Below are 19,884 nucleotides of genomic sequence, written 5' to 3'. Positions count from 1 at the left end.
ACCCTTCCCGGTGAGGGGCCGTTGTCGTACAGTCGCCCTCCGACCGGTCTACCTGACACACCGTCAGAAGGAGGCAGGCGTATGCGGCTCGGGCTCGCTCTCGGCTACTGGGGTCGCGGCCCCTCCGCGGACCACCTCCCCCTCGCCCAGGAGGCCGAGCGGCTCGGCTACGACTCCGTGTGGACGGCCGAGTCCTGGGGGTCCGACGCCTTCACGCCGCTCACCTGGATCGCCGCGCGGACCTCAAGGATCAAGCTGGGTACGGCCGTTGCCCAGATGGCCGCCCGCTCCCCCACCACCACCGCCATGCACGCCCTCACCCTCGACCACCTCTCCGGCGGTCGCATGATGCTGGGGCTCGGGCTGTCGGGGCCGCAGGTGGTGGAGGGGTGGTACGGGCGGCCGTTCCCGAAGTCGCCGCTGACCGCGACGCGGGAGTACGTCGATGTCGTACGGCAAGTGCTCAGGCGCGAGGCGCCTGTGGAGCTAGACGGGCGGTTTCACTCCCACCCGTATCGCGGCCCGGACGCCACCGGCATCGGCAAGGCCCTGAAGTCGATCACCCATCCCCTGCGCCCCGACCTTCCCGTCCTTCTCGGCGCCGAGGGACCTAAGAACGTCGCCCAGACGACGCGGATCGCCGACGGGTGGCTGCCGTTGTACTGGTCGCCGAGCCGACCGGAGGTGTACGGAGAGGTGGTCCGCGAACTTCCCGAGGACTTCCTCGTCGCCCCCATGGCGCGTGTCCAGGTCTGCGATGACGTGACGGAAGGGCTCCTCCCCGTCAAGGTCATGCTCGGCTTCTACATCGGCGGCATGGGCCACGCCGCCCGCAACTTCCACGCCGATCTCATGGCGCGCATGGGCTACGAGGAGGAGGCCCGGCGGATTCAGGAGCTGTTCCTCAGCGGCCGTAAGCAGGATGCCGTCCTCGCCGTCCCCGACGCCTTCGCCGACGAGATCTCCCTCGTCGGGCCGCGTGAACGCATCGCCGAGCGGCTGGAGTTGTGGCGGAAGGGGCCGGTGACGGATCTGTTGGTCCTCTCGCCCGATCCGCATACCCTGCGGGTGCTTGCCGAGCTCAACTCGTAACCGTACAGCGCGTGTTCACTGGAAGACCGAGATCGGGTCCAGCGTCAGCTCGCCCGTCGTGCCGTTCCAGGTGCGCACCCTGCCCAGGCAGGTCGCCGGGAACTCCTCCTCCGCCGAGAAGCTGTCGACCCGGAACTCCTCCTCGCGGACCCAGGCCCCCTCGCAGGTGATCTTCATCTGTGGGCGCGGATCGCCGCTGCCGTAGCGGGCTCGCAGGACGACGTCCTCGCCGTCCCTGCGGACCGTGAAGAGGCCGGAGACCGAGACGTAGGTCCCTCGGACCGCGGTCAGGGGTCTGCCGCCGGGCTCCGTGCCGCGCAGTTGGTCGGCGAGGGCCGCGGTGAGGAAGAGCTGCTCGGTCGCGAGGTCGGCGTCCACCACCATGTCCCGCTGCCGCAGCCGGTCCATGATCAGGCGGATCGTCTTCATGGGGGTGTTGGGCTCCCAGTACTCCCTGCGCGTCTGAGTGTTGGTGTCGCGTTCGGCCCGGCCGCCGACGGTGAACCTGCCGAACAGGCCGAAGCCGGTGGAGACGCTGGTCTCGTGGGAGACGTTCACGTCGGCCTTCGGTATGCCGAGGATGTCCGCGACGCCCTCGACCCGTGTCTCGTGGAGGTAGATGCACATGCCGGAGAACATGCGTCCGTCCCGCAGGCGCCGTCTGCGCCGGGCGGCCACCCAGCGCGCCACCCCGTACTGTGCGACCACGGCGACGCAGACGCCCGTCAGGAGCCAGACGGCCATCCACGGCCACCGCATGCTCCACCACTGACTGTCAATGACACCCACGGATCTCCTTGAAAGCGTCGGAGAGGGAGGAACTGTTGGCGTCGACCACGCGGCCGCCCGTCGCGGCAGCGGCCTTCTTCAACGCGGCCGCGTCGGCCTCGCCGAAGTGGACGGGGAAGGTGGGTACTTCGCGTACCTCGGTGCCGAGTCGGTCGTAGCGGCGCAGGAACTCCTCGTACGTCATGCCCGCGTTGCTCTCGCCGTCCGTCATCAGCACGATGGCGACGGGCCGTTCGGGTGCCTCGCGCACCGCGTCGGCGGCGATGCGGTAGCCGCGGTCGAGGGCCGACCAGACGGCGGTGGAGTCGTCGAAGGAGCCATCGGCGACCATCTTGTCGAGGGCCTTCAGATCACCGTCGCCGCGCACGGTCACCGTGCGTTCCTGGAGGACCCGCCCGCCGAACCGTACGACGGTGAGGTGCTCGCCCCGGTAGAAGCGGGCGAACTTGCCGGTGGACGTGGGGTCGGCGCCGCTGAGTCCGGCGAAGGCGGCGCGCAGGTCGGCGATGCGCTCGCCGCGCATGGAGCCGGAGAAGTCGAGCAGGAACACCACCTGGTCGGTGGTGGCGCTCGCGGGATCCCCGTAGTCGGCGACCAGTCGCTCCACGATGGAGAGCCGGTCGGGGAAGGACAGGGCGTTGCCGACGGCCGCGCGCAGGGGTTCGGCCGGTGTGACCTCCTGGTTGACCGGGCGGCGCCAGGTGCGCTTCATCAGCTTCTGCTGTACGGCGGCCCGCAGCAGCCAGTCGACGACCTTCCGGTACGCGGTCCGCTCCCCGGGGTCGAGCAGCAGCAGCGGGAAGTCGGACAGCACCATGCCGTCCTCGGGATGGACGATCCGCAGCGGCTCGCGCAGCTTCTTCGTGGCGTTGAGGGACAGCAGCTCGGACTCATGGGCGATCAGCGCGTTGGTCTCGCCCTGGTGGCCGGTGTACGACGCGATGAGTTCGCGTGAGCTGGCGGCGGTGAGGGTCTGGCCGGAGCGGAAGCCGCGCAACCGGTCGCAGGAGACGTCCTGTTCTCGCAGTGCGCTGCCGGTGCCGGCGGCGGCGGTGGCGACGCCTACGAGGGCCGCGCGCCCGGTGTCGCTGCGGCGCGGATCGGCCATCCCGAACCGTACGGTGCCGTCGGCGGCGGCGTCCGCGATGTCCGCCCACGACAGCCGTCCGCCGGGCGCCTCGGCCCGCAGCTTGTCGGCGACCTCGGGCGTGAGGCCGACCACCACGGGCGAGCGCATGATCGCGGTCGACTCGGGCCGGGCCGCCTGTTCGCCCGAGTCCTGCAGCCGCAGCAGGAACGAGCGGTCGGACGCGGGCCAGGCCAGGTCGTACGACGAACCGCGGGCAGACGAACTGCCGACAGACGAACCACGGGCAGACGAACCACGGACGCCGGACAGGTCGGCGGTCGCCCGGTAGTCCATCTCCAGCCGGACGCCGGTGTCGTCCTCCAACTCACCCAACAGCGGTTCCAGGTCGGCGAGTTCGGGGCTGGCGAGGACCCGCAGCGTCACCTCCTCCTCTCCCCCGCCGCAGGAGGTGAGGGAGGCGAGCAGGGTCAGGCTCAGGGTCAGACAGGCGGTGAGGGTGCGCGCGTATCGCTTCATGGGGCGTCCCGCACGGGCGGCGGGCAGGAGCCCACGGAGTTGATGATCTCCTCCAGGACGTCCAGGTCGGGTTCGTACACCTTGGTCTCGTCGCGGTTCGGGGTCGGCACCTGGATGCCGTGCTCGCTCAGGTAGTCGTTGAGCTGGTCGCTGGTGCCGTCCTCGCCGGAGAAGCGGACGCGGAAGCCCAGCTCGATGGCGCGCTGGCGCAGTTCGGGGTCGTCCTGGATGACGCGGACCAGCCGGTCGCCGTTGTCGCTCAGGGAGATGAGCTGCGGCTCGGTGAGGGCGTAGGGGGTGGGGTAGAGCAGGACGCGGTCGGTGTCCTGCTTGCCGTACTTCTGCTCGTACTCGATCTGGTGGGCCAGGTACTGGTGCTCGTAGATCAGCGAGATGGGCGCGATGCTCTCGCCGAGGTCGGAGAGGTAGCTGTCGGCCTGTTCGTCGGCCCACATGCCCTGGAGGTCGATGAGGGGTTTGATCAGCCGGGCGACCTTCTGGGCCTTCGCCATCGCCTTGGCTTTGTCGGCCTCGCCCGCGCCGGGTGTGCTGTCGTCGTTCTTCACGAAGGCGAGGATGCTGAGGTAGGTGCCCGCGGAGTTGGACTCGCAGACGCTGGAGGTGCGGACCAGGACCCGGCCGCTGTTGCTGCGTCCACCGGCCTTGTCGAAGCCGATGCCGTTCCAGGTGTCGGCGCGTTCGCGGGCGTCGTCCCCGTCCTGGTCGCCGACCAGATCCTTGTTGCCCTCGCCTGTCCTTCCGTCGAGCAGGCCCATGAACGCGCGCATGTCGAGGTCGTAGTACAGCGTCTTGCCGCCGTTCGCGGCGCGCTGCGCGGTGGCCACGCCCATCTTCTCCAGCGTCTCGGCGTAGGCCCGGAAGGTGCCGAGCACCAGCGGTGTCACGAAGGGGCGCACCGAACGCGCCGAGTGGTCCCGCCGGTCGAGGATCTGCTTGGCCGCGGGCTGGCCGGACGGGAAGACCGCGTCCATGCCCTTCAAGGACTGGGTGGCGATGCCCCGGGAGCCGAGCCGGTGGATGTCGACGCGCAGGCCGTGCTTCAGCAGCAGCCGCTGTACCTCGGGGTCTTTGAAGTAGTCGGACTTGGAGGCCATCCTGGCCTCGATCGTGGTGATGCGGTCGAACGGCCGCAGTGCGTTGCCCGTGACGAGCAGGGCGATCAGCCCGGTCAGGGCGAGCGGCAGGGCGATCTTGACGCGGATCGGTAAGCGCGCCCGGGGGCGGTCCCTGTCACGGGTGCGCAGTCGGGGTTCCTGTGCGGTGCGTGGTCTGTCGGCTTCGGATGTGGCGTGCGGTCTGTCTGCTTCGGACACCGGCTCTCCTGCCCTCTCCGGGAGGAGGATCGTCGGTGATCACGATGACGGGCGAACGACCTTACGGGGAACGCCAGTTGAACGTAGAAACCCGTTGGGACTCCGGTCACCCGGTTTGAGCCACGCCGACCGGGCTACCCGGAGGGCATGTCCCCTCAATATCGCAACGGCGCCAATCAGGCCGGCAGGGTCATAGCGATCATCGCCGATGTCATGGCCGTCATCCTGGGCCTGTGGATCCTGATGTACCTACTGGACGCCAACCGAGCGAACGATTTCGTCCAGTTCGTCCACGACGCGGCCCGCTGGCTGGCGGGTTGGTCCCACGACCTGTTCACGTTCGACGAGGAGTGGGCGCGAGTGGTAGCCGGCTACGGCCTGGCAGCGGTGGTGTACTTGTTCATAGGCCACGCGATAGCCAATCGAGTCCACCGCCACTGAAACGCCTTTAGGGGCGCGGGGCTGTATCGATATGCGGCTCCGCCGCGTGGGCGCGGGCAACCACAGACAACCCGCACCCGCCCCACAACAAGAACCACCCGAGCTCTCAGGCGCAACAATCCGGGTCCAGCCCAGCCGGCAGGCGATCCCCGCCGAACACCGCACACGTCGCCTCATCCCCACCCAGCGCGGCAACGGCCAGCACCAACGACCCCGCCGTCCAAGTGGTCAGCTCCCGCGGCCAGATCGCGTCGTCCTCGAAGACGTACCCCGTCCAGTAGAGCCCGCTCTCCGCATCCCGCAGATGCTGGATCGACTGCAGGATCTCCAGCGCCCGATCGGACTCGCCCATCGCCCAGAGCGCCAGGGCGAGTTCCGCGGACTCGCCCCCCGTCACCCACGGATTCGGCACGACGCACCGCACCCCGAGCCCGGGAACGACGAACCGCTCCCAGCCCTCCTCCATACGGGACTTGGCCTCCGCACCGGTCAACGCCCCGCCCAGCACCGGGTAGTACCAGTCCATGGAGTAGCGGTCCTTGTCCAGGAACCGCTCGGGGTGCCGACGGATCGCATGCCGCAACGCCCCCGCCGCCAACTCCCAGTCCGGCTGCGCCTCTTCCCGCTGCTCGGCGATGGCCAGCGCGCACCGCAGCGCGTGGTGGATCGACGAGGAACCCGTCAGCAGGGCGTCCGCCGTCGCCGTCCCGTCGTCGTCGCGCCGCCAGCCGATCTGCCCGCCCGGCTGCTGGAGCTTCAGGACGAACTCGATCGCGGCGTAGACGGACGGCCACATGCGGTCCAGGAACGTGTCGTCGCCGGTGGAGAGGTAGTGGTGCCAGACGCCTACGGCGATGTAGGCGACGAAGTTGGTCTCGCGTCCGGTGTCGGTGACGTCGTCGAAGGCCCCGTCCGCGTAGGCGGCGTACCAGGAGCCGTCCTCGTTCTGGTGCGTCGCCAGCCAGGTGTACGCCCGCTCGGCGGCGGCATGCTCACCGGCCGCGTCCAGCGCCATCGCCGCCTCGACGTGGTCCCACGGGTCGAGGTGGTGCCCGCGGAACCACGGGATCGCCCCGTCCTCCCGCTGCACGGCGAGGATCCCCGCCACGGTCGCGGCAGCCTGCTCGGCGGTGAGGACCCCGGGCAGGACGAGGTGTTCTGTCCGGGGAGTCGTCACCGGGCGTCCACCGCCGGAAGGTGCGGCTTGGTTGCGTACGCCACGAAGCTCTTGCCGATCAGCGGGTTCAGCGCCTGTTCGGCGACCCGGGTGGCCAGCGGTTTCTTCATGATGTCCCAGACCAGCAGCTTGTGGTACGCCCGCACCGGCAGCGCCTTGTCGTTGTCGACGCCGAACGCGCACTTCAGCCACCAGTAGGGCGAGTGCAGGGCGTGCGCGTGGTGGGTGCCGTACGGCTTCAGGCCCGCCTCGCGGATCTTCGCCAGCAGCTCGTCCGCCTTGTAGATGCGGATGTGGCCGCCCTCGACCTCGTGGTAGGCGTCGGAGAGCGTCCAGCAGACCTTCTCGGGGCCGTAGCGCGGGACGGTGATGGCGATACGGCCGCCGGGCCTGAGCACCCGGACCATCTCGGCGAGTACGCCCTTGTCGTCCGGGATGTGCTCCATGACCTCGGAGATGATCACGACGTCGAAGGACTCGTCCGGGAAGGGGAGGGCGAGCGCGTCGCCCTCCATCGCCGTGGCGGTCGCGCCCTCGGGGGCCTCGCCCGCCTCCTTCATCGCCGCGAACCACTTGGCGACCTCGCGGATCTCCTCACCGTTCTGGTCCAGCGCCACGACCTGGGCACCGCGCCGGTAACACTCGAACGCGTGCCGGCCGGCACCGCAGCCGAGGTCCAGGACACGGTCGCCCGGGGCGAGCGGGAACCGGGAGAAGTCGACGGTCAGCACGTGGCCCTGCTTTCGGAGTTGGCGCCTTCAACGACGGTGGGTGCGGCCCCGGTGGGGGCCGCGGAGCGGCTGGGGGTCCGGGGCGCTGAGCGATCGGCGGCCGGCGCGGCGGAGCTGCGCGCCGCGGCCATCGCCTCGCGGTAGCGGGCCACGGTGCCCTCGGCGGCGCGGGCCCAGGTGAAGTGCCGTAGGACGCGCTCGCGTCCCGCGGAACCGAGCCGTACCCGCAACTCCTCGTCCCCCAGCAGCCGGTTCAGGCCAGCGGCCAGCGCCCCCGCGTCGCCCGGCGGCACCGCCAGGCACGTCTCGCCGTCGCGGCCGGCGACCTCGGGAATCGCCCCGCCGGTCGTGGCGACGAGCGGCGTCCCGGTGGCCATGGCCTCGGCGGCCGGCAGTGAGAAGCCTTCGTAGAGCGACGGCACGCACGCCACCTGCGCCGAGCGCACGAGGTCGACGAGCTCGGCGTCGGAGATGCCCTTGACGAACTGGACGGCGCCTTCGAGGCCGTACCGCTCGATCGTCTGCGCGACCGGGCCCTCCTCGGGCCGCTTGCCGACGACGACGAGATGGGCGTCGGGGTGCTCGGTGCGGACCTTGGCGAGCGCCTCGACGAGGAAGACCAGGCCCTTCAGGGGGACATCGGCGCTGGAGGTGGTGACGATGCGGCCGGGTATCCGCGGTACCGAAGGATCCGGCGAGAAAAGGTCCGTGTCCGCTCCGATGTGGACCACGTGGATACGGTCCTGCCGTACGCCGAGGTGGTCGACGATCTCCGCGCGGGACGTGCCCGACACGGTCAGCACCGACGGCAGCCGGCGCGCCACGCGCTTCTGCATCCGCGTGAACGCGTACCAGCGGCGGACCGACATCCGGCGCTGCCAGCCCTGCGCCGCGTCCAGCTCCAACTGGCGGTCGACGGTGATGGGGTGGTGGATGGTGGTGACGAGGGGTGCGCCGACGTCGCCCAACAGGCCGTAGCCCAGGGTCTGGTTGTCGTGCACGACGTCGAACTCACCGCCCCGGGCGCGCAGATGGCGGCGGGCGCGCAGCGAGAACGTCAGCGGCTCGGGGAAGCCGCCCGTCCACATCGTCCCCACTTCGAGCGCGTCGATCCAGTCGCGGTACTCGCCGCGCCCCGGGGTGCGGAAGGGGTCGGGCTGGCGGTAGAGGTCGAGGCTGGGGAGTTCGGTGAGGGTGAGGCGGTCGGCGTAGTCGGCGCCCTCGTCGAGGACGGGGTAGGGCTGGGAGCCGATGACCTCGACGCGGTGGCCGAGGCGGGCCAGCTCGCGCGAGAGGTGCCGTACGTAGACGCCCTGACCGCCGCAGAACGGGTTCCCTTTATAGGTGAGAAGGGCGATGTCGAGCGGTCGCTGCCCGTCGGCGGCAAGGCCCTCCGGGGACCCGGCCTCCCTGGCCTCAGCGGTCACTCCGGACCCCCTTCTCCCTGCTCTGTCCCGCGAGATTACGCCGGGACGCTAATCTAGAACAAGTTTCAGACTTGATCGTTCAAGAGGCTCTGAATCTACCGGCAGGTAGCGCCGCTGTGAGCGATGGATCAGGTGATTCACGCCACGACCGACACCCTGGCATGCTCTGTCCGGTCACTCACCCTCACCGACTGTCACGGAACGGGATCCATGCCTGCGGAAGCCAGTAGCGCGAGCCCCGCCTCACCGCCTCTCACCGAGCGGCAGGAGGCCCGTCGCCGGCGCATCCTGCACGCCAGCGCGCAGCTCGCCAGCCGGGGTGGTTTCGACGCCGTGCAGATGCGCGAGGTCGCGGAGTCCTCGCAGGTGGCGCTCGGCACGCTGTACCGCTACTTCCCGTCCAAGGTGCATCTGCTGGTCGCCACGATGCAGGACCAGCTGGAGCACATGCACGGCACGCTGCGGAAGAAGCCGCCGCAGGGGGAGACGGCGGCGGAACGGGTCGCGGAGACCCTGATGCGCGCCTTCCGCGCCCTGCAGCGCGAGCCCCACCTGGCCGACGCCATGGTCCGCGCCCTGACCTTCGCCGACCGCAGCGTCTCCCCCGAGGTCGACCAGGTCTCCCGGCAGACCACGGTGATCATCCTGGACGCGATGGGCCTGGAGAACCCGACGCCCGAGCAGCTCTCCGCCGTCCGGGTGATCGAGCACACCTGGCACTCGGCGCTGATCACCTGGCTGTCGGGCCGCGCCTCCATCGCCCAGGTGAAGATCGACATCGAGACGGTGTGCCGGTTGATCGATCTGACGGCACCCAAGGGCGCATAGGCGCATAAAGGACCTACGAGACGGGTTCCCTGCGCCGGCATTACCCGGATCAGGTACTAGGGGTCGCCTTCCGGCCTGACTGCTGCCTTCCGGCCTCTCAGCCCGGACCGTCGATGTCGGCCCCAGCGGAAACCGTCTGCTTCTCGCCAGAGTCGGCTACTCCGGTTCGGACTCCCTCACTCGTCCCGTAGGCCGACTTCCAGGATAGAACATCCACCCGAAAATGAACCCCCCAAAAGGGATTTTTCTGGGTCAAATACTCACTCCTCCGGCGGGAACACCGGCTCCCCGCTCCCCAGCAGCGTGATCACGATCGCCTCCACCGGGCAGCTCTCCGCCGCGGCCAGGATGTTCTCGTTCGCGTCGGTCTCCGGGTCGGCCGGATGGGACTGACGGCCGGTGTCGAGGCGGAAGCCGTCGGGGGCGTGGTGGACGCACTGCGCCGAGCCGATGCACACCGACCGGTCGACCTCGACGTGCCAGCGGTCGCCCATCCCTACGCCTCCCAGCCGGCGGGCAGGTGGATCATCTTGTGCTCCAGGTATTCGCCGAAGCCCTCGGGCCCGAACTCCCGCCCCAGACCGGAGTTCTTGTAGCCGCCGAACGGGCCCAGCATGTCCAGGCTGAAGGTGTTCACCGAGTACGTGCCGGTGCGGACCTGGCGGGCGATCTCGATGCCGTGCGCGGTGTCGGCCGTCCAGACGCTGCCGCTGAGGCCGTAGTCGGAGTCGTTCGCGATCTTGACGGCCTCGGACTCGTCGCCGTACGGGAGCAGGCAGATCACCGGCCCGAAGATCTCCTCGCGCGCGATCCGCATGGAGTTGTCGACGTCGCCGAAGAGGGTCGGTTCGACGTACCAGCCGCGGTCCAGGCCCGCCGGACGCCCGCCCCCGGTCAGGATCTTCGCGCCCTCCTCCTGCCCGATGCGGATGTAGTCGAGATTCCTGCGCTGCTGGCGCTCCGCCACCAGCGGGCCCACCTGGGTCGCCGGGTCCAGCGGGTCGCCGACCACCAGTGCGCCGGCCGCCGCGGCGAAGGCCTCGGCGAACTCGTCGTAGCGGGAACGCGGGAGCAGGATCCGGGTCTGGGCCACGCAGGCCTGGCCGTTGTTCATCCAGGCCGCCGGGACGACACCGGCGACGGTCGCCTCGACGTCCGCGTCCGGCAGGACCACGGCCGCCGACTTGCCGCCCAACTCCAGCGTCACGCGGGTGAGGTTGCGGGCCGCGACCTCCATGACGCGCTTTCCGGCCGCCACCGACCCCGTGAAGGAGACCTTGTCGATCCTCGGGTGCCCGACCAGGTACTCGCTCACCTCGCGGTCCGCCGGGAGGATGGACAGCACGCCCTCCGGCAGCCCGGCGTCCCGCGCGATCTCGGCGAGGAGGTAGGCGTCGAGCGGGGACTCCGGCGATGGCTTGAGGACCACCGTGCACCCGGTGAGCAGCGCGGGCGCGAGCTTGGCGGCGGCGACGAACTGCGGGACGTTCCAGGGCACTACGGCGGCAACGACCCCGACCGGCTCGCGCCGCACGAGGATCTTCCCCAGCACGCCGTCGCGCCGCTCCTCGTACGTGAAGTTCCGCGCGACCGTGATCGCCGCGTCCCACACCATCATCGCGCCGAGTGCCTGCGCGAGGACGCTCCAGGAGTACGGGGAGCCGTTCTCGGAGGAGATGACGCGGGCGATCTCCTCGTGGCGTACGGCGATTCCGTCCTTGATGCGGGTGACGACCTCGATCCGCTCGTCGAGGGTCATCCGCGGCCAGGGCCCCTCGTCGAACGCCTTGCGCGCCACCGCGACCGCCCGGTCGACGTCGGCCGGCGAGGCGTGCGGCACGCGTCCGATGGCCTCTTCGGTGTGCGGCGAGATCACCTCGATGACGTCCTTGCCCAGGGGGTCCGTCAACTCCCCGCCGATGAACAGCTGTCCGTGTTCCACGAGCTCGGTCATGGCCGACTGCCTCCCCTGAGCGGGACTCTGACGATCCATCAGATACACGGAACTGATACCAGTTCCACCCGGAGGAGTCCACGGGCCGCACACAGCTCGCCTCTACGCTGGCCAATACGCCGATCAATGGGGCTAGGGGGCACGGGATGGCAGCGCGCGGGCGCGACTGGGCGGTGTTCGGCACGGCCATGGCGGTGGCCGTCGTGGGTGCCGCATGGATGGCATCGACGTGGGGCGACGTGAAGAGCAGCAACGGAGTGTCCGTGCACCGGGAGACGAAGAGCCCGGAGGAGATCAGGGAGTACTGGACCCCGGAGCGCATGCGGAACGCCGAACCCGGGTGACCCGGCAACCAGGCGACCCCGCAACCAGGTGACTCGGGCTCCCATCGGAACCTGTTCTAGTTATAGTGACCCGGTCGGCCGGAACGTGTCGCGGCGATTGGGGAGCCCATGGCGCAGGTGTACGACCACGGCGGCGGCGTCCGGTCCATCCAGGTCCCCATCCCTGACAACCCTCTCGGCCACACCCTCGTGTACGTCGTCGACACCGACCGAGGCCCGGTGCTCGTCGACACCGGCTGGGACGACCCGGCCTCCTGGGACACCCTCGCCGAGGGCCTCGCGGACTGCGGCACCGCGCCCGCCGAGATCCACGGCGTCGTGATCACCCATCACCACCCCGACCACCACGGCCTGTCCGCCAAGGTGCGCGAGGCCTCCGGCGCCTGGATCGCGATGCACGCGGCGGACGCGGCGATCGTACGGCGCACCCGGGCGACCCACCCCGAGCGCTGGTTCTCCTACATGGCGGCCAAGCTCACCGCGGCCGGCGCCCCCGACGCCCATGTGGCGCCCCTGCGCACCGCGCGCCGCCCGAGCACGCTGCCCGGCTTCGCCCCCGCCCTGCCCGACCGCGAGATCGTCCCCGGCGAACTCCTCGACCTCCCCGGCCGCCGCCTGCGCGCGATCTGGACCCCGGGCCACACCCCCGGCCATGTCTGCCTGCACCTGGAGGAGGAGCACCCGGCCCGACTCCCGGGCCACGGACGCCTGTTCTCCGGTGACCATCTGCTCCCCGGGATCACCCCGCACATCGGCCTGTACGAGGACCCCGACGACACGACCGTCACCGACCCCCTCGGCGACTATCTCGCCTCTCTGGAACGCGTCGGCCGCCTCGCCCCCGCCGAGATCCTCCCGGCCCACCAGCACGCGTTCACCGACGCACCCGCCCGCGTACGGCAGTTGCTGCTCCATCACGAGTCCCGCCTCACCGACCTCCTCACCCTCCTCGCCGAGCCCCTCACCCCCTGGCAACTCGCCGAGCGCATGGAGTGGAACCGGCCCTGGGACCAAATCCCGTACGCGTCACGGAACATCGCGATCGCGGAGGCGGAAGCCCATCTGCGGCGGCTGGTGAAGCTGGGGCGGGCGGAGGCGGTGGCGGGGAGCGAGCCGGTGGCGTACGTGGCCGTATAAAGATCGCCATGAACGCCATGGATTCTTTGGACCGGCTGCTCGCCGAACGCGCCTGCGAGCGCGTCATCATCGACTTCGTCCACCGCCTCGACCTGGGTGAACCGGCCTCCGTCGCCGAGCTGTTCACCGAGGACGGCAGCTGGGCCTGGCCGGAGGGCGAACGGTTGGTCAAGGGCCGGGACGCCCTCCGTCAGTACTTCGGCTCCCGCCCCGCCGACCGGCTCTCCCGCCGCATGATGTCCAACGTCCTGGTCACGGTGGCCTCCCCGGACACGGCAACGGCGACCTCGTACTTCACGACGTACCGGGTCGACGGCCACGAGGGCGGCCCTGTGCCGCCGGGATCTCCGGTCCAGGTGGGCTCCTACGAGGACACGTTCCGCAGGTCGCCGGACGGCACCTGGCTCCTGTCCGCCCGGGTCCTCCATCTGGCCTTCGCCGGACCTACCCCGCGCCCGCCCAAGCCATGAACGACCGGACCAACTCCTCCGCCTCACCCAGCACTTCGACCTCCCGCCGGGTCATCGTCGGATTCACCGCGCGGCGGCGCAGCGCCTCCGTGAGGCCGCTCTCGGTGAGGTGGGACGGGTCGGCGAGGAGGGCGGCGAGGAGCGCGCGGGCGGGTTCGGCGAGGGCCTCGTCGCCTACGGCGACCTGCGCGAGGATCACCGCTGAGGAGCCCCAGTCGAGGCCGGGGTCGCCTTCGGCCGCGTTGTCCCAGTCGATCACGTAGGGGCCGTCGGGCGTGAGGACGACGTTGTCCGGATGCAGGTCGAGGTGCAGGACACGGCCGCCCTGCGCTCCGCGCGCGGGGACGCCGTGCAGTCGCCGCAGCAGCCGGGCGAGGATGCCGCCCGCCTCGTCCGCGCCCATCGTCCCCTCGGTCAGCGCCCCCAGCATCGTCGGCCCCGACAGCCGCTGCATCACCAGCTCGGTCCGCGAGGAGTCGGCGAGCCGCACCCGGGGCACCGGAAAGCCGTGCTCGCGGACATGCCCCATCACCACCCCCTCGGCGAGCGCGTCCCCGTACCCCTCCCGGTACCGGCGCAGCACCCACGCCTCGTCGATCTCGTACACGTCGGCGGTACGCCCCGCCCCGAGCAGTCTCCCCACGGTCCCCCCTGTCGCTTCCCTCACGCCCGAAGCTACCGCCCGCACAGGCGCCCCTCAGCCTCAGAGTTACGGGCGGGTAGAGTGACGGCGTCGTCATCACACCCGTACAGGGGGAAGCCGGTGCAAATCCGGCGCTGACCCGCAACCGTGAACCGGTCGTCGAACGCCGGTGAGCCGGATCGCCCCGTACGGATACGTGACCGGCTCACGTGCCCCGGCAACCGGCCGGAGCACGGCACCGTCGAGGTATACGGAGTCGAGCCGCCCGGGGTCCCCCCTGTGCTGCCCGGTTCCCCTTAGGGAAGGGCATCCGCCGATCATGTACGTCCGCCGCAGCGCCGCGGCCCTGGCCGCCGTCACCGTGATCGGCACCGCCTCTGCCGCGCCCGCAGTCGCCGCCGACCCCTCCCCGTCCGCGTCCCCGTCCGTCACGCTCCCCGCCGGGCTGTACGGCACCGGCGACCCGACGTACGACGGCGTCTGGCGCCAGTCCCTCGCGCTGGTCGCGCAGAGCCGGGTGGGCATACAGCCCGCCGTCAAGGCGATCGACTGGCTGGCCGGGCAGCAGTGCGCCGACGGGGCGTTCGCGGCGTTCCGCGCGGAGCCCGCCAAGGCGTGCGACGCGAAGACCATGGTCGACACCAACAGCACGGCCGCAGCCGTCCAGGGCCTGGCCTCGGTCGGCGGGCACGAGAAGGAGATCGGCAAGGCGGTGACCTGGCTGAAGTCCGTGCAGAACAAGGACGGCGGCTGGGGCTACACGCCCGGCGGGGCCAGCGACGCCAACTCGACGTCCGTCGTGATCGGCGCGCTCGACGCCGCCGGCGGCGACCCGGCCGAGGTCCGCAAGGACGGCAAGTCGCCCTCCGACGCCCTGGTGAAGCTCGCCCTGCCGTGCGCGGACGGCGGTGCCTTCGCCTACCAGCCGGACAAGAAGGGCAAGCTCGCGGCCAACGCGGACGCGACGGCGGCGGCCGTCGTCGGCACGCTGGGCACCGGCATGCTGTCGGTGAAGGCCGGCGAGAAGAAGGATGTCGCCTGCGCGGGCGCCTCCGACCTCACTGCGGAGCAGGCCGGAGCCAACGGTGCCGCGTACCTGGCGAAGGCGGTCGAGAAGGACGGCTACCTGAAGTCCGCCCTTGCCGGCGCCGAGGACCAGCCCGACTACGGCAACACGGCGGACGCGGTCGTCGCGCTCGCCGCCGAGGCCGGTGCGGCCGCGGCCCAGAAGCCCCTGAACTGGCTGGAGAAGAACGCCGCGCAGTGGGCCGCCCAGAGTGGCCCCGCCGCCTACGCCCAGCTGATCCTCGCCGCCGAGGCGACGGGCACCGACCCGCGTGCCTTCGGCGGCACGGACCTGGTCAAGCAGCTCAACGCGCAGGGCCCGGCCCCGCGGACCGCGACATCCGAGTCGGAGTCGGAGTCGGCGAAGGCGTCTGAGGAGAAGCAGGACGACGACGGCGGCGTCAGCCTGACCTGGATCATCGGCGTCGGCCTGGTCGGGGGCATCGGCATCGGCTTCCTGCTGAGCACCCGCAAGAAGAACCCGCGACCGTGATCCGCCGCACCCTCGCTCTGCTCTGCGCCGCGCTGGTCGTCCTGACCGGCGCGGCCCAGGCCGCCCAGGCGACCGGCTACCGCTACTGGTCCTTCTGGGACCGCGACGGCGACACCTGGACCTATGCCACCCAGGGCCCCTCCACCGCCCGCCCGTCCGACGGCGACGTCCAGGGCTTCCGCTTCGCGGTGAGCGAGGACTCCAAGGATGCTGCCCTCCCGCGCGGCGCCGCCGTGTTCCAGGTGATCTGCGCGAGAACGCCCGCGCAGGACGGCAAGAAGCGGGTGGCGCTGGTCATCGACTTCGGTACGAAGGCCGACGCCCCGTCCGGCGAGACGCCCCCGCCCCGCCGCACGGCATGCGCCCGCGTCGCCGCCGACGCGACCACGGCAGAGGCCCTGGCCTCGGTGGCCAAGCCCCTGCGCTACGACACGAACGCCCTGTTGTGCGCGATCTCGGGGTATCCGGAGTCGGGCTGCGGGGAGCAGGTGTCGGGGGCGAAGGAACCGACGGCGGACGAACCGACGGCGGGCGAGCGGCAGACGGCCGCGCAGGAGACGGCCACCGCGAAGGACGACGAGTCGGGCGGCGGCCCGTCGCTCGGCCTCGTCGCGGGGATCGCGGTAGTGGCCGTACTGGGAACCGCGGCGATCTGGCAGGCACGACGGCGGCGGGCGTGATGGCAGGGCCCTCACTCCACCCCGGCGCCTGGTGGCTCTGGGCCCTGGCCCTGGGCACGGCGGCCACCCGCACCACCAACCCGCTCCTCCTCGCCCTCCTCATAGCGACCTCCGCCTACGTGGTGGCGACCTGCCGCCCCAACGCCCCCTGGGCCCGCTCCTACACCGCCTTCGTCAAACTCGCCCTGGCCGTCCTCCTCATCCGCCTCGTCTTCGCGGTGGTCTTCGGCTCCCCCCTCCCCGGCACCCACGTGATCGTCACCCTCCCCGAGGTCCCGCTCCCCGACTGGGCACAGGGCATCCGCCTGGGCGGCAAGGTCACCGCCGAGACCCTCGTCAAGGCCCTCTACGACGGTCTGCGGCTGGTCACCCTCCTCATCTGCGTGGGCGCCGCGAACTCCCTGGCCAACCCCACCCGGCTGCTCAAGTCCCTCCCGGGCGCCCTGTACGAGATGGGCGTCGCGGTGGTCGTGGCCCTCACCTACGCCCCCAACCTCATCGCCGACGTCCAGCGGATGCGTGCCGCCCGCCGTCTGCGCGGCCGACCCGACACCGGTATCCGCGGCCTGCTGCACGTCGGACTCCCGGTCCTGGAGGGCGCGTTGGAGCGCTCGGTCGCCTTGGCCGCCGCGATGGACGCCCGCGGCTACGGCCGCACCGCCGACGTCCCGCCCCGAGTCCGCCGTACGACGAACGCGCTCACCCTGGGCGGCCTGCTCGGCGTCTGCGCGGGAACGTACGGACTGCTGACGGCGGAGGGCGGCACCTACGGACTGCCGGTCCTGTTCGCCGGACTCGCCGCCGCCCTGGCCGGCCTGCGCCTGGGCGGTCGCCGCACCCCGCGCACCCGTTACCGCCCGGACCCCTGGGACGCCCGCGCCTGGCTGGTCACCGGTTCCGGCGCGGCGGTCGCCGCCCTGCTGACCCTCGCCGCGACCCGTGACCCGGCGGCCCTGAACCCCGGCGTGATCCCCCTCGTCGCACCCACCCTCCCCCTGTGGCCGGCGGCGGCCGTCCTCCTCGGCCTGCTCCCCGCCTTCATCAGCCCCGCACCCCGGCATCCCACACCCAGGAATCCCGCACCCCGCAGCCCTGCCCCCAAGGAGCCGTCGTGATCCGCTTCGAGAACGTCTCCGTGACGTACGACGGCGCCACCGAACCCACCGTCCAGGGCGTGGACTTCGAGGTCCCGGAGGGCGAACTGGTCCTGCTCGTCGGCCCGTCGGGCGTGGGCAAGTCCACGATCCTGGGCGCGGTGAGCGGCCTCGTCCCGCACTTCACCGGCGGCACCCTGCGCGGCTGCGTCACGGTGGCCGGCCGCGACACCCGCACCCACAAGCCACGCGAACTCGCCGACGTGGTGGGCACGGTCGGCCAGGACCCGCTCTCCCACTTCGTCACCGACACCGTCGAGGACGAACTCGCCTACGGCATGGAGTCGTTGGGCATCGCCCCCGACGTGATGCGCCGCCGCGTCGAGGAGACCCTGGACCTGCTCGGCCTCACCGACCTCCGCGACCGCCCCATCTCCACCCTCTCCGGCGGCCAGCAGCAGCGCGTCGCGATCGGCTCGGTCCTCACCCCCCACCCCAGCGTGCTGATCCTCGACGAACCGACGTCGGCCCTGGACCCGGCGGCAGCGGAAGAGGTCCTGGCGGTCCTCCAACGCCTCGTCCACGACCTGGGCACAACGGTCCTGATGGCCGAACACCGCCTGGAACGAGTCATCCAGTACGCCGACCAGATCGCCCTGCTCCCCTCCCCCGGAACACCCCCGATCCTGGGCACCCCGGCAGAGGTGATGGCCGTATCCCCGGTGTACCCACCGGTGGTGGCCCTGGGCCGCTTGGCGGGTTGGTCCCCACTGCCACTGACGGTCCGAGACGCGCGGCGACGGGCAGCGGACCTACGGCAACAACTTGAGGAACGGAACGACAACGCCCTAAAGGGGCGCGGGGCTGTATCCGATTTGCGGCTACCGCCGCGTGGGCGCGACCAGCCACACACAACCCGCACCCGCCCCCAATCCACACCCCCCGAGCTAGTAGGCGCACGCACCCTCACCGTCACCCGCGAAAACCACATCCGCGCCCTCCACCGCATCGACCTCACCGTCACCCCCGGCGAAACCATCGCCCTCATGGGCCGCAACGGCGCCGGAAAATCCACCCTCCTCAACACCCTCGTCGGCCTGCTCAAACCCTCCTCCGGCGAAGTCACCGTCGGCGGAGCCGTACCCCACCGCACCCCACCCCGCGACCTGATCCGCCGCGTAGGCCTGGTCCCACAGGAACCCCGAGACCTCCTCTACGCCGACACGGTCGCCGGCGAGTGCACGGCCGCAGACGCCGACGCGGGCGCAGCCCCCGGCACCTGCCGAGCCCTGGTCTCCGAGCTCCTCCCGGACATCCCCGACGACACCCACCCCCGCGACCTCTCCGAGGGCCAGCGCCTCACGCTCGCGCTGGCGGTGGTCCTGACCGCCCGCCCTCCCCTCCTGCTCCTGGACGAACCGACCCGCGGCCTCGACTACGCGGCGAAGTCCCGCCTGCTCACGCTCCTGCGCGGACTGGCCGCCGAGGGGCACGCCATCGTCCTGGCCACGCACGACGTGGAGCTGGCGGCGGAACTGGCCCACCGGGTCGTGCTGCTCGCCGACGGCGAGGTGATCGCGGACGGCCCGGCGGCGGACGTAGTGGTCGCCTCGCCGTCCTTCGCGCCGCAGGTGGCGAAGATCCTGGCCCCGCAGAAGTGGCTCACGGTCACCGCGGTGAGAGAGGCCCTGGCATGACCGACGACCCCACTCCCCAGACCCGGGCCACTCCCCAGACCCGAGCCACCCTCCAGGCCGGAGCCACCCGCCAGGCCCGGGCCATCCACCTGGGCCCCCGCTCCATCGCCGCCCTCGCCCTGGTCAGCGCGGTCGGCCTGGCCGCCCTGTGCTGGCCCTTCTTCGCCCCGCCCGAATCGGCGGTGGTCGCCCACAGCCAGGACGCCCCCTGGTTCTTCGCCTGCCTGCTGGTGCTGCTGGTCGCGGTCGTCGCTGCGACGATCTCCGAGTCGGGTCTCGGGCCGAAGGCGGTCGCGATGCTCGGCGTGCTGAGCGCGACGGGAGCCGCCCTGCGCCCGATCGGCGCCGGCACGGCCGGTCTGGAACCGATGTTCTTCCTCATGGTCCTGAGCGGCCGCGTCCTCGGCCCCGGCTTCGGCTTCGTGCTCGGCTCGGTCACGATGTTCGCGTCGGCGCTGCTCACGGGCGGGGTGGGCCCCTGGATGCCGTTCCAGATGCTGGCGATGGGCTGGTTCACCATGGGGGCCGGGCTGCTGCCGGGCCGGGACCGGCTGCGCGGGCGGGCGGAGATCCTGCTGCTGTGCGCGTACGGCATTCCTGCCGCTCTCGCCTACGGCACCGCCACGAATCTGGCGGGCTGGCCCTTCATGGACGAGGTGGCCTCGCACCTCGCCTTCGGCGCGGATGCCCCGGTGGCCGCCAACCTGGCCCGCTTTTTCGCGTTCTGTCTGGCCACCTCCCTGGGCTGGGACCTGGGCCGGGCGGTCACGACCGTCGTCCTGACCCTGATTCTCGGCCCGGTGATCCTCAGGGCCCTGCGCCGTGCCACCCGCCGTGCGGCCTTCGAGAGCCCGGTCACATTCGACGCTCCCGCAGGGTGAG

General features: G+C 71.2%; 20 protein-coding genes and 2 riboswitches. Of the genes, 11 read left to right on the top strand and 9 right to left on the bottom strand.

Annotated features, from left to right (window positions below):
* Window positions 1–81 precede the first annotated feature (81 nt).
* On the top strand, window positions 82–1,092 hold the full coding sequence (locus ACIA8X_RS32280; protein ID WP_399459750.1) for an LLM class F420-dependent oxidoreductase: 1,011 nt from the start codon (window positions 82–84) through the stop codon (window positions 1,090–1,092).
* 15 nt (window positions 1,093–1,107) lie between these two features.
* Here ACIA8X_RS32280 and ACIA8X_RS32275 read toward each other — a convergent pair whose 3' ends face one another.
* Genes ACIA8X_RS32275 through ACIA8X_RS32265 form a run of 3 tightly spaced genes read right to left on the bottom strand, consistent with a single transcriptional unit; the run spans window position 1,108 to window position 4,821 of the window.
* Window positions 1,108–1,881 (bottom strand): hypothetical protein, encoded by a 774-nt coding sequence (locus tag ACIA8X_RS32275; RefSeq protein ID WP_393441960.1) that lies wholly within the window; start codon window positions 1,879–1,881, stop codon window positions 1,108–1,110.
* Window positions 1,868–3,487, bottom strand: a complete 1,620-nt coding sequence (locus tag ACIA8X_RS32270; RefSeq protein ID WP_399459749.1) for a substrate-binding domain-containing protein — start codon at window positions 3,485–3,487, stop codon at window positions 1,868–1,870. The genes ACIA8X_RS32275 and ACIA8X_RS32270 overlap by 14 nt, the downstream gene beginning before the upstream one ends.
* Entirely contained in the window at window positions 3,484–4,821 is a 1,338-nt protein-coding gene (locus ACIA8X_RS32265; protein ID WP_393441956.1) for a hypothetical protein, read from the bottom strand. Before ACIA8X_RS32265 ends, ACIA8X_RS32270 begins: the two co-directional genes overlap by 4 nt.
* A gap of 147 nt (window positions 4,822–4,968) precedes the next feature.
* Between ACIA8X_RS32265 and ACIA8X_RS32260 the strand changes: the two genes are divergently transcribed.
* Window positions 4,969–5,262, top strand: coding sequence for a hypothetical protein (locus ACIA8X_RS32260; protein WP_393441954.1), 294 nt, complete (start codon window positions 4,969–4,971; stop codon window positions 5,260–5,262).
* A 106-nt stretch (window positions 5,263–5,368) separates the two neighbouring features.
* Here the strand turns inward: ACIA8X_RS32260 and ACIA8X_RS32255 are convergent, their stop codons facing one another.
* Genes ACIA8X_RS32255 through ACIA8X_RS32245 form a run of 3 tightly spaced genes read right to left on the bottom strand, consistent with a single transcriptional unit; the run spans window position 5,369 to window position 8,597 of the window.
* Window positions 5,369–6,439: a prenyltransferase/squalene oxidase repeat-containing protein gene (locus ACIA8X_RS32255; protein WP_399459748.1), complete on the bottom strand. Its 1,071-nt coding sequence runs from the start codon at window positions 6,437–6,439 to the stop codon at window positions 5,369–5,371.
* Window positions 6,436–7,170, bottom strand: a complete 735-nt coding sequence (locus tag ACIA8X_RS32250) for a class I SAM-dependent methyltransferase (protein ID WP_093907931.1) — start codon at window positions 7,168–7,170, stop codon at window positions 6,436–6,438. Before ACIA8X_RS32250 ends, ACIA8X_RS32255 begins: the two co-directional genes overlap by 4 nt.
* Window positions 7,164–8,597: a glycosyltransferase family 4 protein gene (locus ACIA8X_RS32245; protein ID WP_399459747.1), complete on the bottom strand. Its 1,434-nt coding sequence runs from the start codon at window positions 8,595–8,597 to the stop codon at window positions 7,164–7,166. Before ACIA8X_RS32245 ends, ACIA8X_RS32250 begins: the two co-directional genes overlap by 7 nt.
* Window positions 8,598–8,807: 210 nt before the next feature.
* Between ACIA8X_RS32245 and ACIA8X_RS32240 the strand changes: the two genes are divergently transcribed.
* Window positions 8,808–9,425, top strand: coding sequence for a TetR family transcriptional regulator (locus ACIA8X_RS32240; RefSeq protein WP_393441948.1), 618 nt, complete (start codon window positions 8,808–8,810; stop codon window positions 9,423–9,425).
* Window positions 9,426–9,434: 9 nt separating this feature from the next.
* A riboswitch (TPP riboswitch) is annotated at window positions 9,435–9,613 on the bottom strand.
* A 72-nt stretch (window positions 9,614–9,685) separates the two neighbouring features.
* Here the strand turns inward: ACIA8X_RS32240 and ACIA8X_RS32235 are convergent.
* Both ACIA8X_RS32235 and ACIA8X_RS32230 read right to left on the bottom strand, forming a co-directional pair.
* Window positions 9,686–9,919 carry a ferredoxin gene (locus ACIA8X_RS32235; protein ID WP_393441946.1) on the bottom strand — a complete coding sequence of 78 codons (234 nt, stop codon included), beginning with the start codon at window positions 9,917–9,919 and terminating at the stop codon, window positions 9,686–9,688.
* 2 nt (window positions 9,920–9,921) lie between these two features.
* Window positions 9,922–11,379, bottom strand: a complete 1,458-nt coding sequence (locus ACIA8X_RS32230) for an aldehyde dehydrogenase (RefSeq protein WP_393441944.1) — start codon at window positions 11,377–11,379, stop codon at window positions 9,922–9,924.
* Window positions 11,380–11,525: 146 nt separating this feature from the next.
* Between ACIA8X_RS32230 and ACIA8X_RS32225 the strand changes: the two genes are divergently transcribed.
* The 3 genes from ACIA8X_RS32225 (at window position 11,526) to ACIA8X_RS32215 (ending at window position 13,330) form a co-directional block, all read left to right on the top strand.
* On the top strand, window positions 11,526–11,723 hold the full coding sequence (locus tag ACIA8X_RS32225; protein WP_393441942.1) for a hypothetical protein: 198 nt from the start codon (window positions 11,526–11,528) through the stop codon (window positions 11,721–11,723).
* Between the two features lie 108 nt (window positions 11,724–11,831).
* A complete protein-coding gene (locus ACIA8X_RS32220; protein WP_399459746.1) occupies window positions 11,832–12,860 on the top strand; it encodes an MBL fold metallo-hydrolase in 1,029 nt (342 codons plus the stop codon).
* Window positions 12,861–12,877: 17 nt separating this feature from the next.
* On the top strand, window positions 12,878–13,330 hold the full coding sequence (locus tag ACIA8X_RS32215; protein ID WP_399459846.1) for a nuclear transport factor 2 family protein: 453 nt from the start codon (window positions 12,878–12,880) through the stop codon (window positions 13,328–13,330).
* Here the strand turns inward: ACIA8X_RS32215 and ACIA8X_RS32210 are convergent.
* Window positions 13,305–13,973 carry a phosphotransferase gene (locus ACIA8X_RS32210; RefSeq protein ID WP_399459745.1) on the bottom strand — a complete coding sequence of 223 codons (669 nt, stop codon included), beginning with the start codon at window positions 13,971–13,973 and terminating at the stop codon, window positions 13,305–13,307. The genes ACIA8X_RS32215 and ACIA8X_RS32210 overlap by 26 nt on opposite strands.
* Window positions 13,974–14,036: 63 nt before the next feature.
* A riboswitch (cobalamin riboswitch) is annotated at window positions 14,037–14,179 on the top strand.
* A 113-nt stretch (window positions 14,180–14,292) separates the two neighbouring features.
* Here ACIA8X_RS32210 and ACIA8X_RS32205 point away from each other — a divergent pair.
* From ACIA8X_RS32205 to ACIA8X_RS32185, 5 genes are read left to right on the top strand one after another with little or no spacing between them, the layout of a single operon-like run.
* Entirely contained in the window at window positions 14,293–15,531 is a 1,239-nt protein-coding gene (locus tag ACIA8X_RS32205; RefSeq protein WP_399459744.1) for a prenyltransferase/squalene oxidase repeat-containing protein, read from the top strand.
* Window positions 15,528–16,211 (top strand): SCO2322 family protein, encoded by a 684-nt coding sequence (locus ACIA8X_RS32200; protein ID WP_399459743.1) that lies wholly within the window; start codon window positions 15,528–15,530, stop codon window positions 16,209–16,211. The genes ACIA8X_RS32205 and ACIA8X_RS32200 overlap by 4 nt, the downstream gene beginning before the upstream one ends.
* Window positions 16,211–17,326 carry an energy-coupling factor transporter transmembrane component T gene (locus tag ACIA8X_RS32195; protein WP_399459742.1) on the top strand — a complete coding sequence of 372 codons (1,116 nt, stop codon included), beginning with the start codon at window positions 16,211–16,213 and terminating at the stop codon, window positions 17,324–17,326. The genes ACIA8X_RS32200 and ACIA8X_RS32195 overlap by 1 nt, the downstream gene beginning before the upstream one ends.
* Window positions 17,323–19,002, top strand: coding sequence for an ABC transporter ATP-binding protein (locus ACIA8X_RS32190; RefSeq protein ID WP_399459741.1), 1,680 nt, complete (start codon window positions 17,323–17,325; stop codon window positions 19,000–19,002). The genes ACIA8X_RS32195 and ACIA8X_RS32190 overlap by 4 nt, the downstream gene beginning before the upstream one ends.
* Window positions 18,999–19,883 (top strand): ECF transporter S component, encoded by an 885-nt coding sequence (locus ACIA8X_RS32185; protein WP_399459740.1) that lies wholly within the window; start codon window positions 18,999–19,001, stop codon window positions 19,881–19,883. Before ACIA8X_RS32190 ends, ACIA8X_RS32185 begins: the two co-directional genes overlap by 4 nt.
* The last annotated feature ends 1 nt before the right edge of the window (window position 19,884 follow it).

This window comes from Streptomyces sp. NPDC051738, from assembly GCF_044453205.1.
Classification (GTDB): Bacteria; Actinomycetota; Actinomycetes; order Streptomycetales; family Streptomycetaceae; genus Streptomyces.
This window is presented reverse-complemented; position numbering and strand designations above follow the sequence as displayed.

Excerpts from the sequence above, each read along its gene's own strand:
- ACIA8X_RS32280 (WP_399459750.1), top strand. The coding sequence starts at position 82 with ATGCGGCTCGGGCTCGCTCTCGGCTACTGGGGTCGCGGCCCCTCCGCG.
- ACIA8X_RS32270 (WP_399459749.1), bottom strand. The coding sequence starts at position 3,487 with ATGAAGCGATACGCGCGCACCCTCACCGCCTGTCTGACCCTGAGCCTG.
- ACIA8X_RS32260 (WP_393441954.1), top strand. The coding sequence starts at position 4,969 with ATGTCCCCTCAATATCGCAACGGCGCCAATCAGGCCGGCAGGGTCATA.
- ACIA8X_RS32240 (WP_393441948.1), top strand. The coding sequence starts at position 8,808 with ATGCCTGCGGAAGCCAGTAGCGCGAGCCCCGCCTCACCGCCTCTCACC.
- ACIA8X_RS32235 (WP_393441946.1), bottom strand. The coding sequence starts at position 9,919 with ATGGGCGACCGCTGGCACGTCGAGGTCGACCGGTCGGTGTGCATCGGC.
- ACIA8X_RS32230 (WP_393441944.1), bottom strand. The coding sequence starts at position 11,379 with ATGACCGAGCTCGTGGAACACGGACAGCTGTTCATCGGCGGGGAGTTG.
- ACIA8X_RS32225 (WP_393441942.1), top strand. The coding sequence starts at position 11,526 with ATGGCAGCGCGCGGGCGCGACTGGGCGGTGTTCGGCACGGCCATGGCG.
- ACIA8X_RS32220 (WP_399459746.1), top strand. The coding sequence starts at position 11,832 with ATGGCGCAGGTGTACGACCACGGCGGCGGCGTCCGGTCCATCCAGGTC.
- ACIA8X_RS32215 (WP_399459846.1), top strand. The coding sequence starts at position 12,878 with ATGGATTCTTTGGACCGGCTGCTCGCCGAACGCGCCTGCGAGCGCGTC.
- ACIA8X_RS32205 (WP_399459744.1), top strand. The coding sequence starts at position 14,293 with ATGTACGTCCGCCGCAGCGCCGCGGCCCTGGCCGCCGTCACCGTGATC.
- ACIA8X_RS32195 (WP_399459742.1), top strand. The coding sequence starts at position 16,211 with ATGGCAGGGCCCTCACTCCACCCCGGCGCCTGGTGGCTCTGGGCCCTG.
- ACIA8X_RS32185 (WP_399459740.1), top strand. The coding sequence starts at position 18,999 with ATGACCGACGACCCCACTCCCCAGACCCGGGCCACTCCCCAGACCCGA.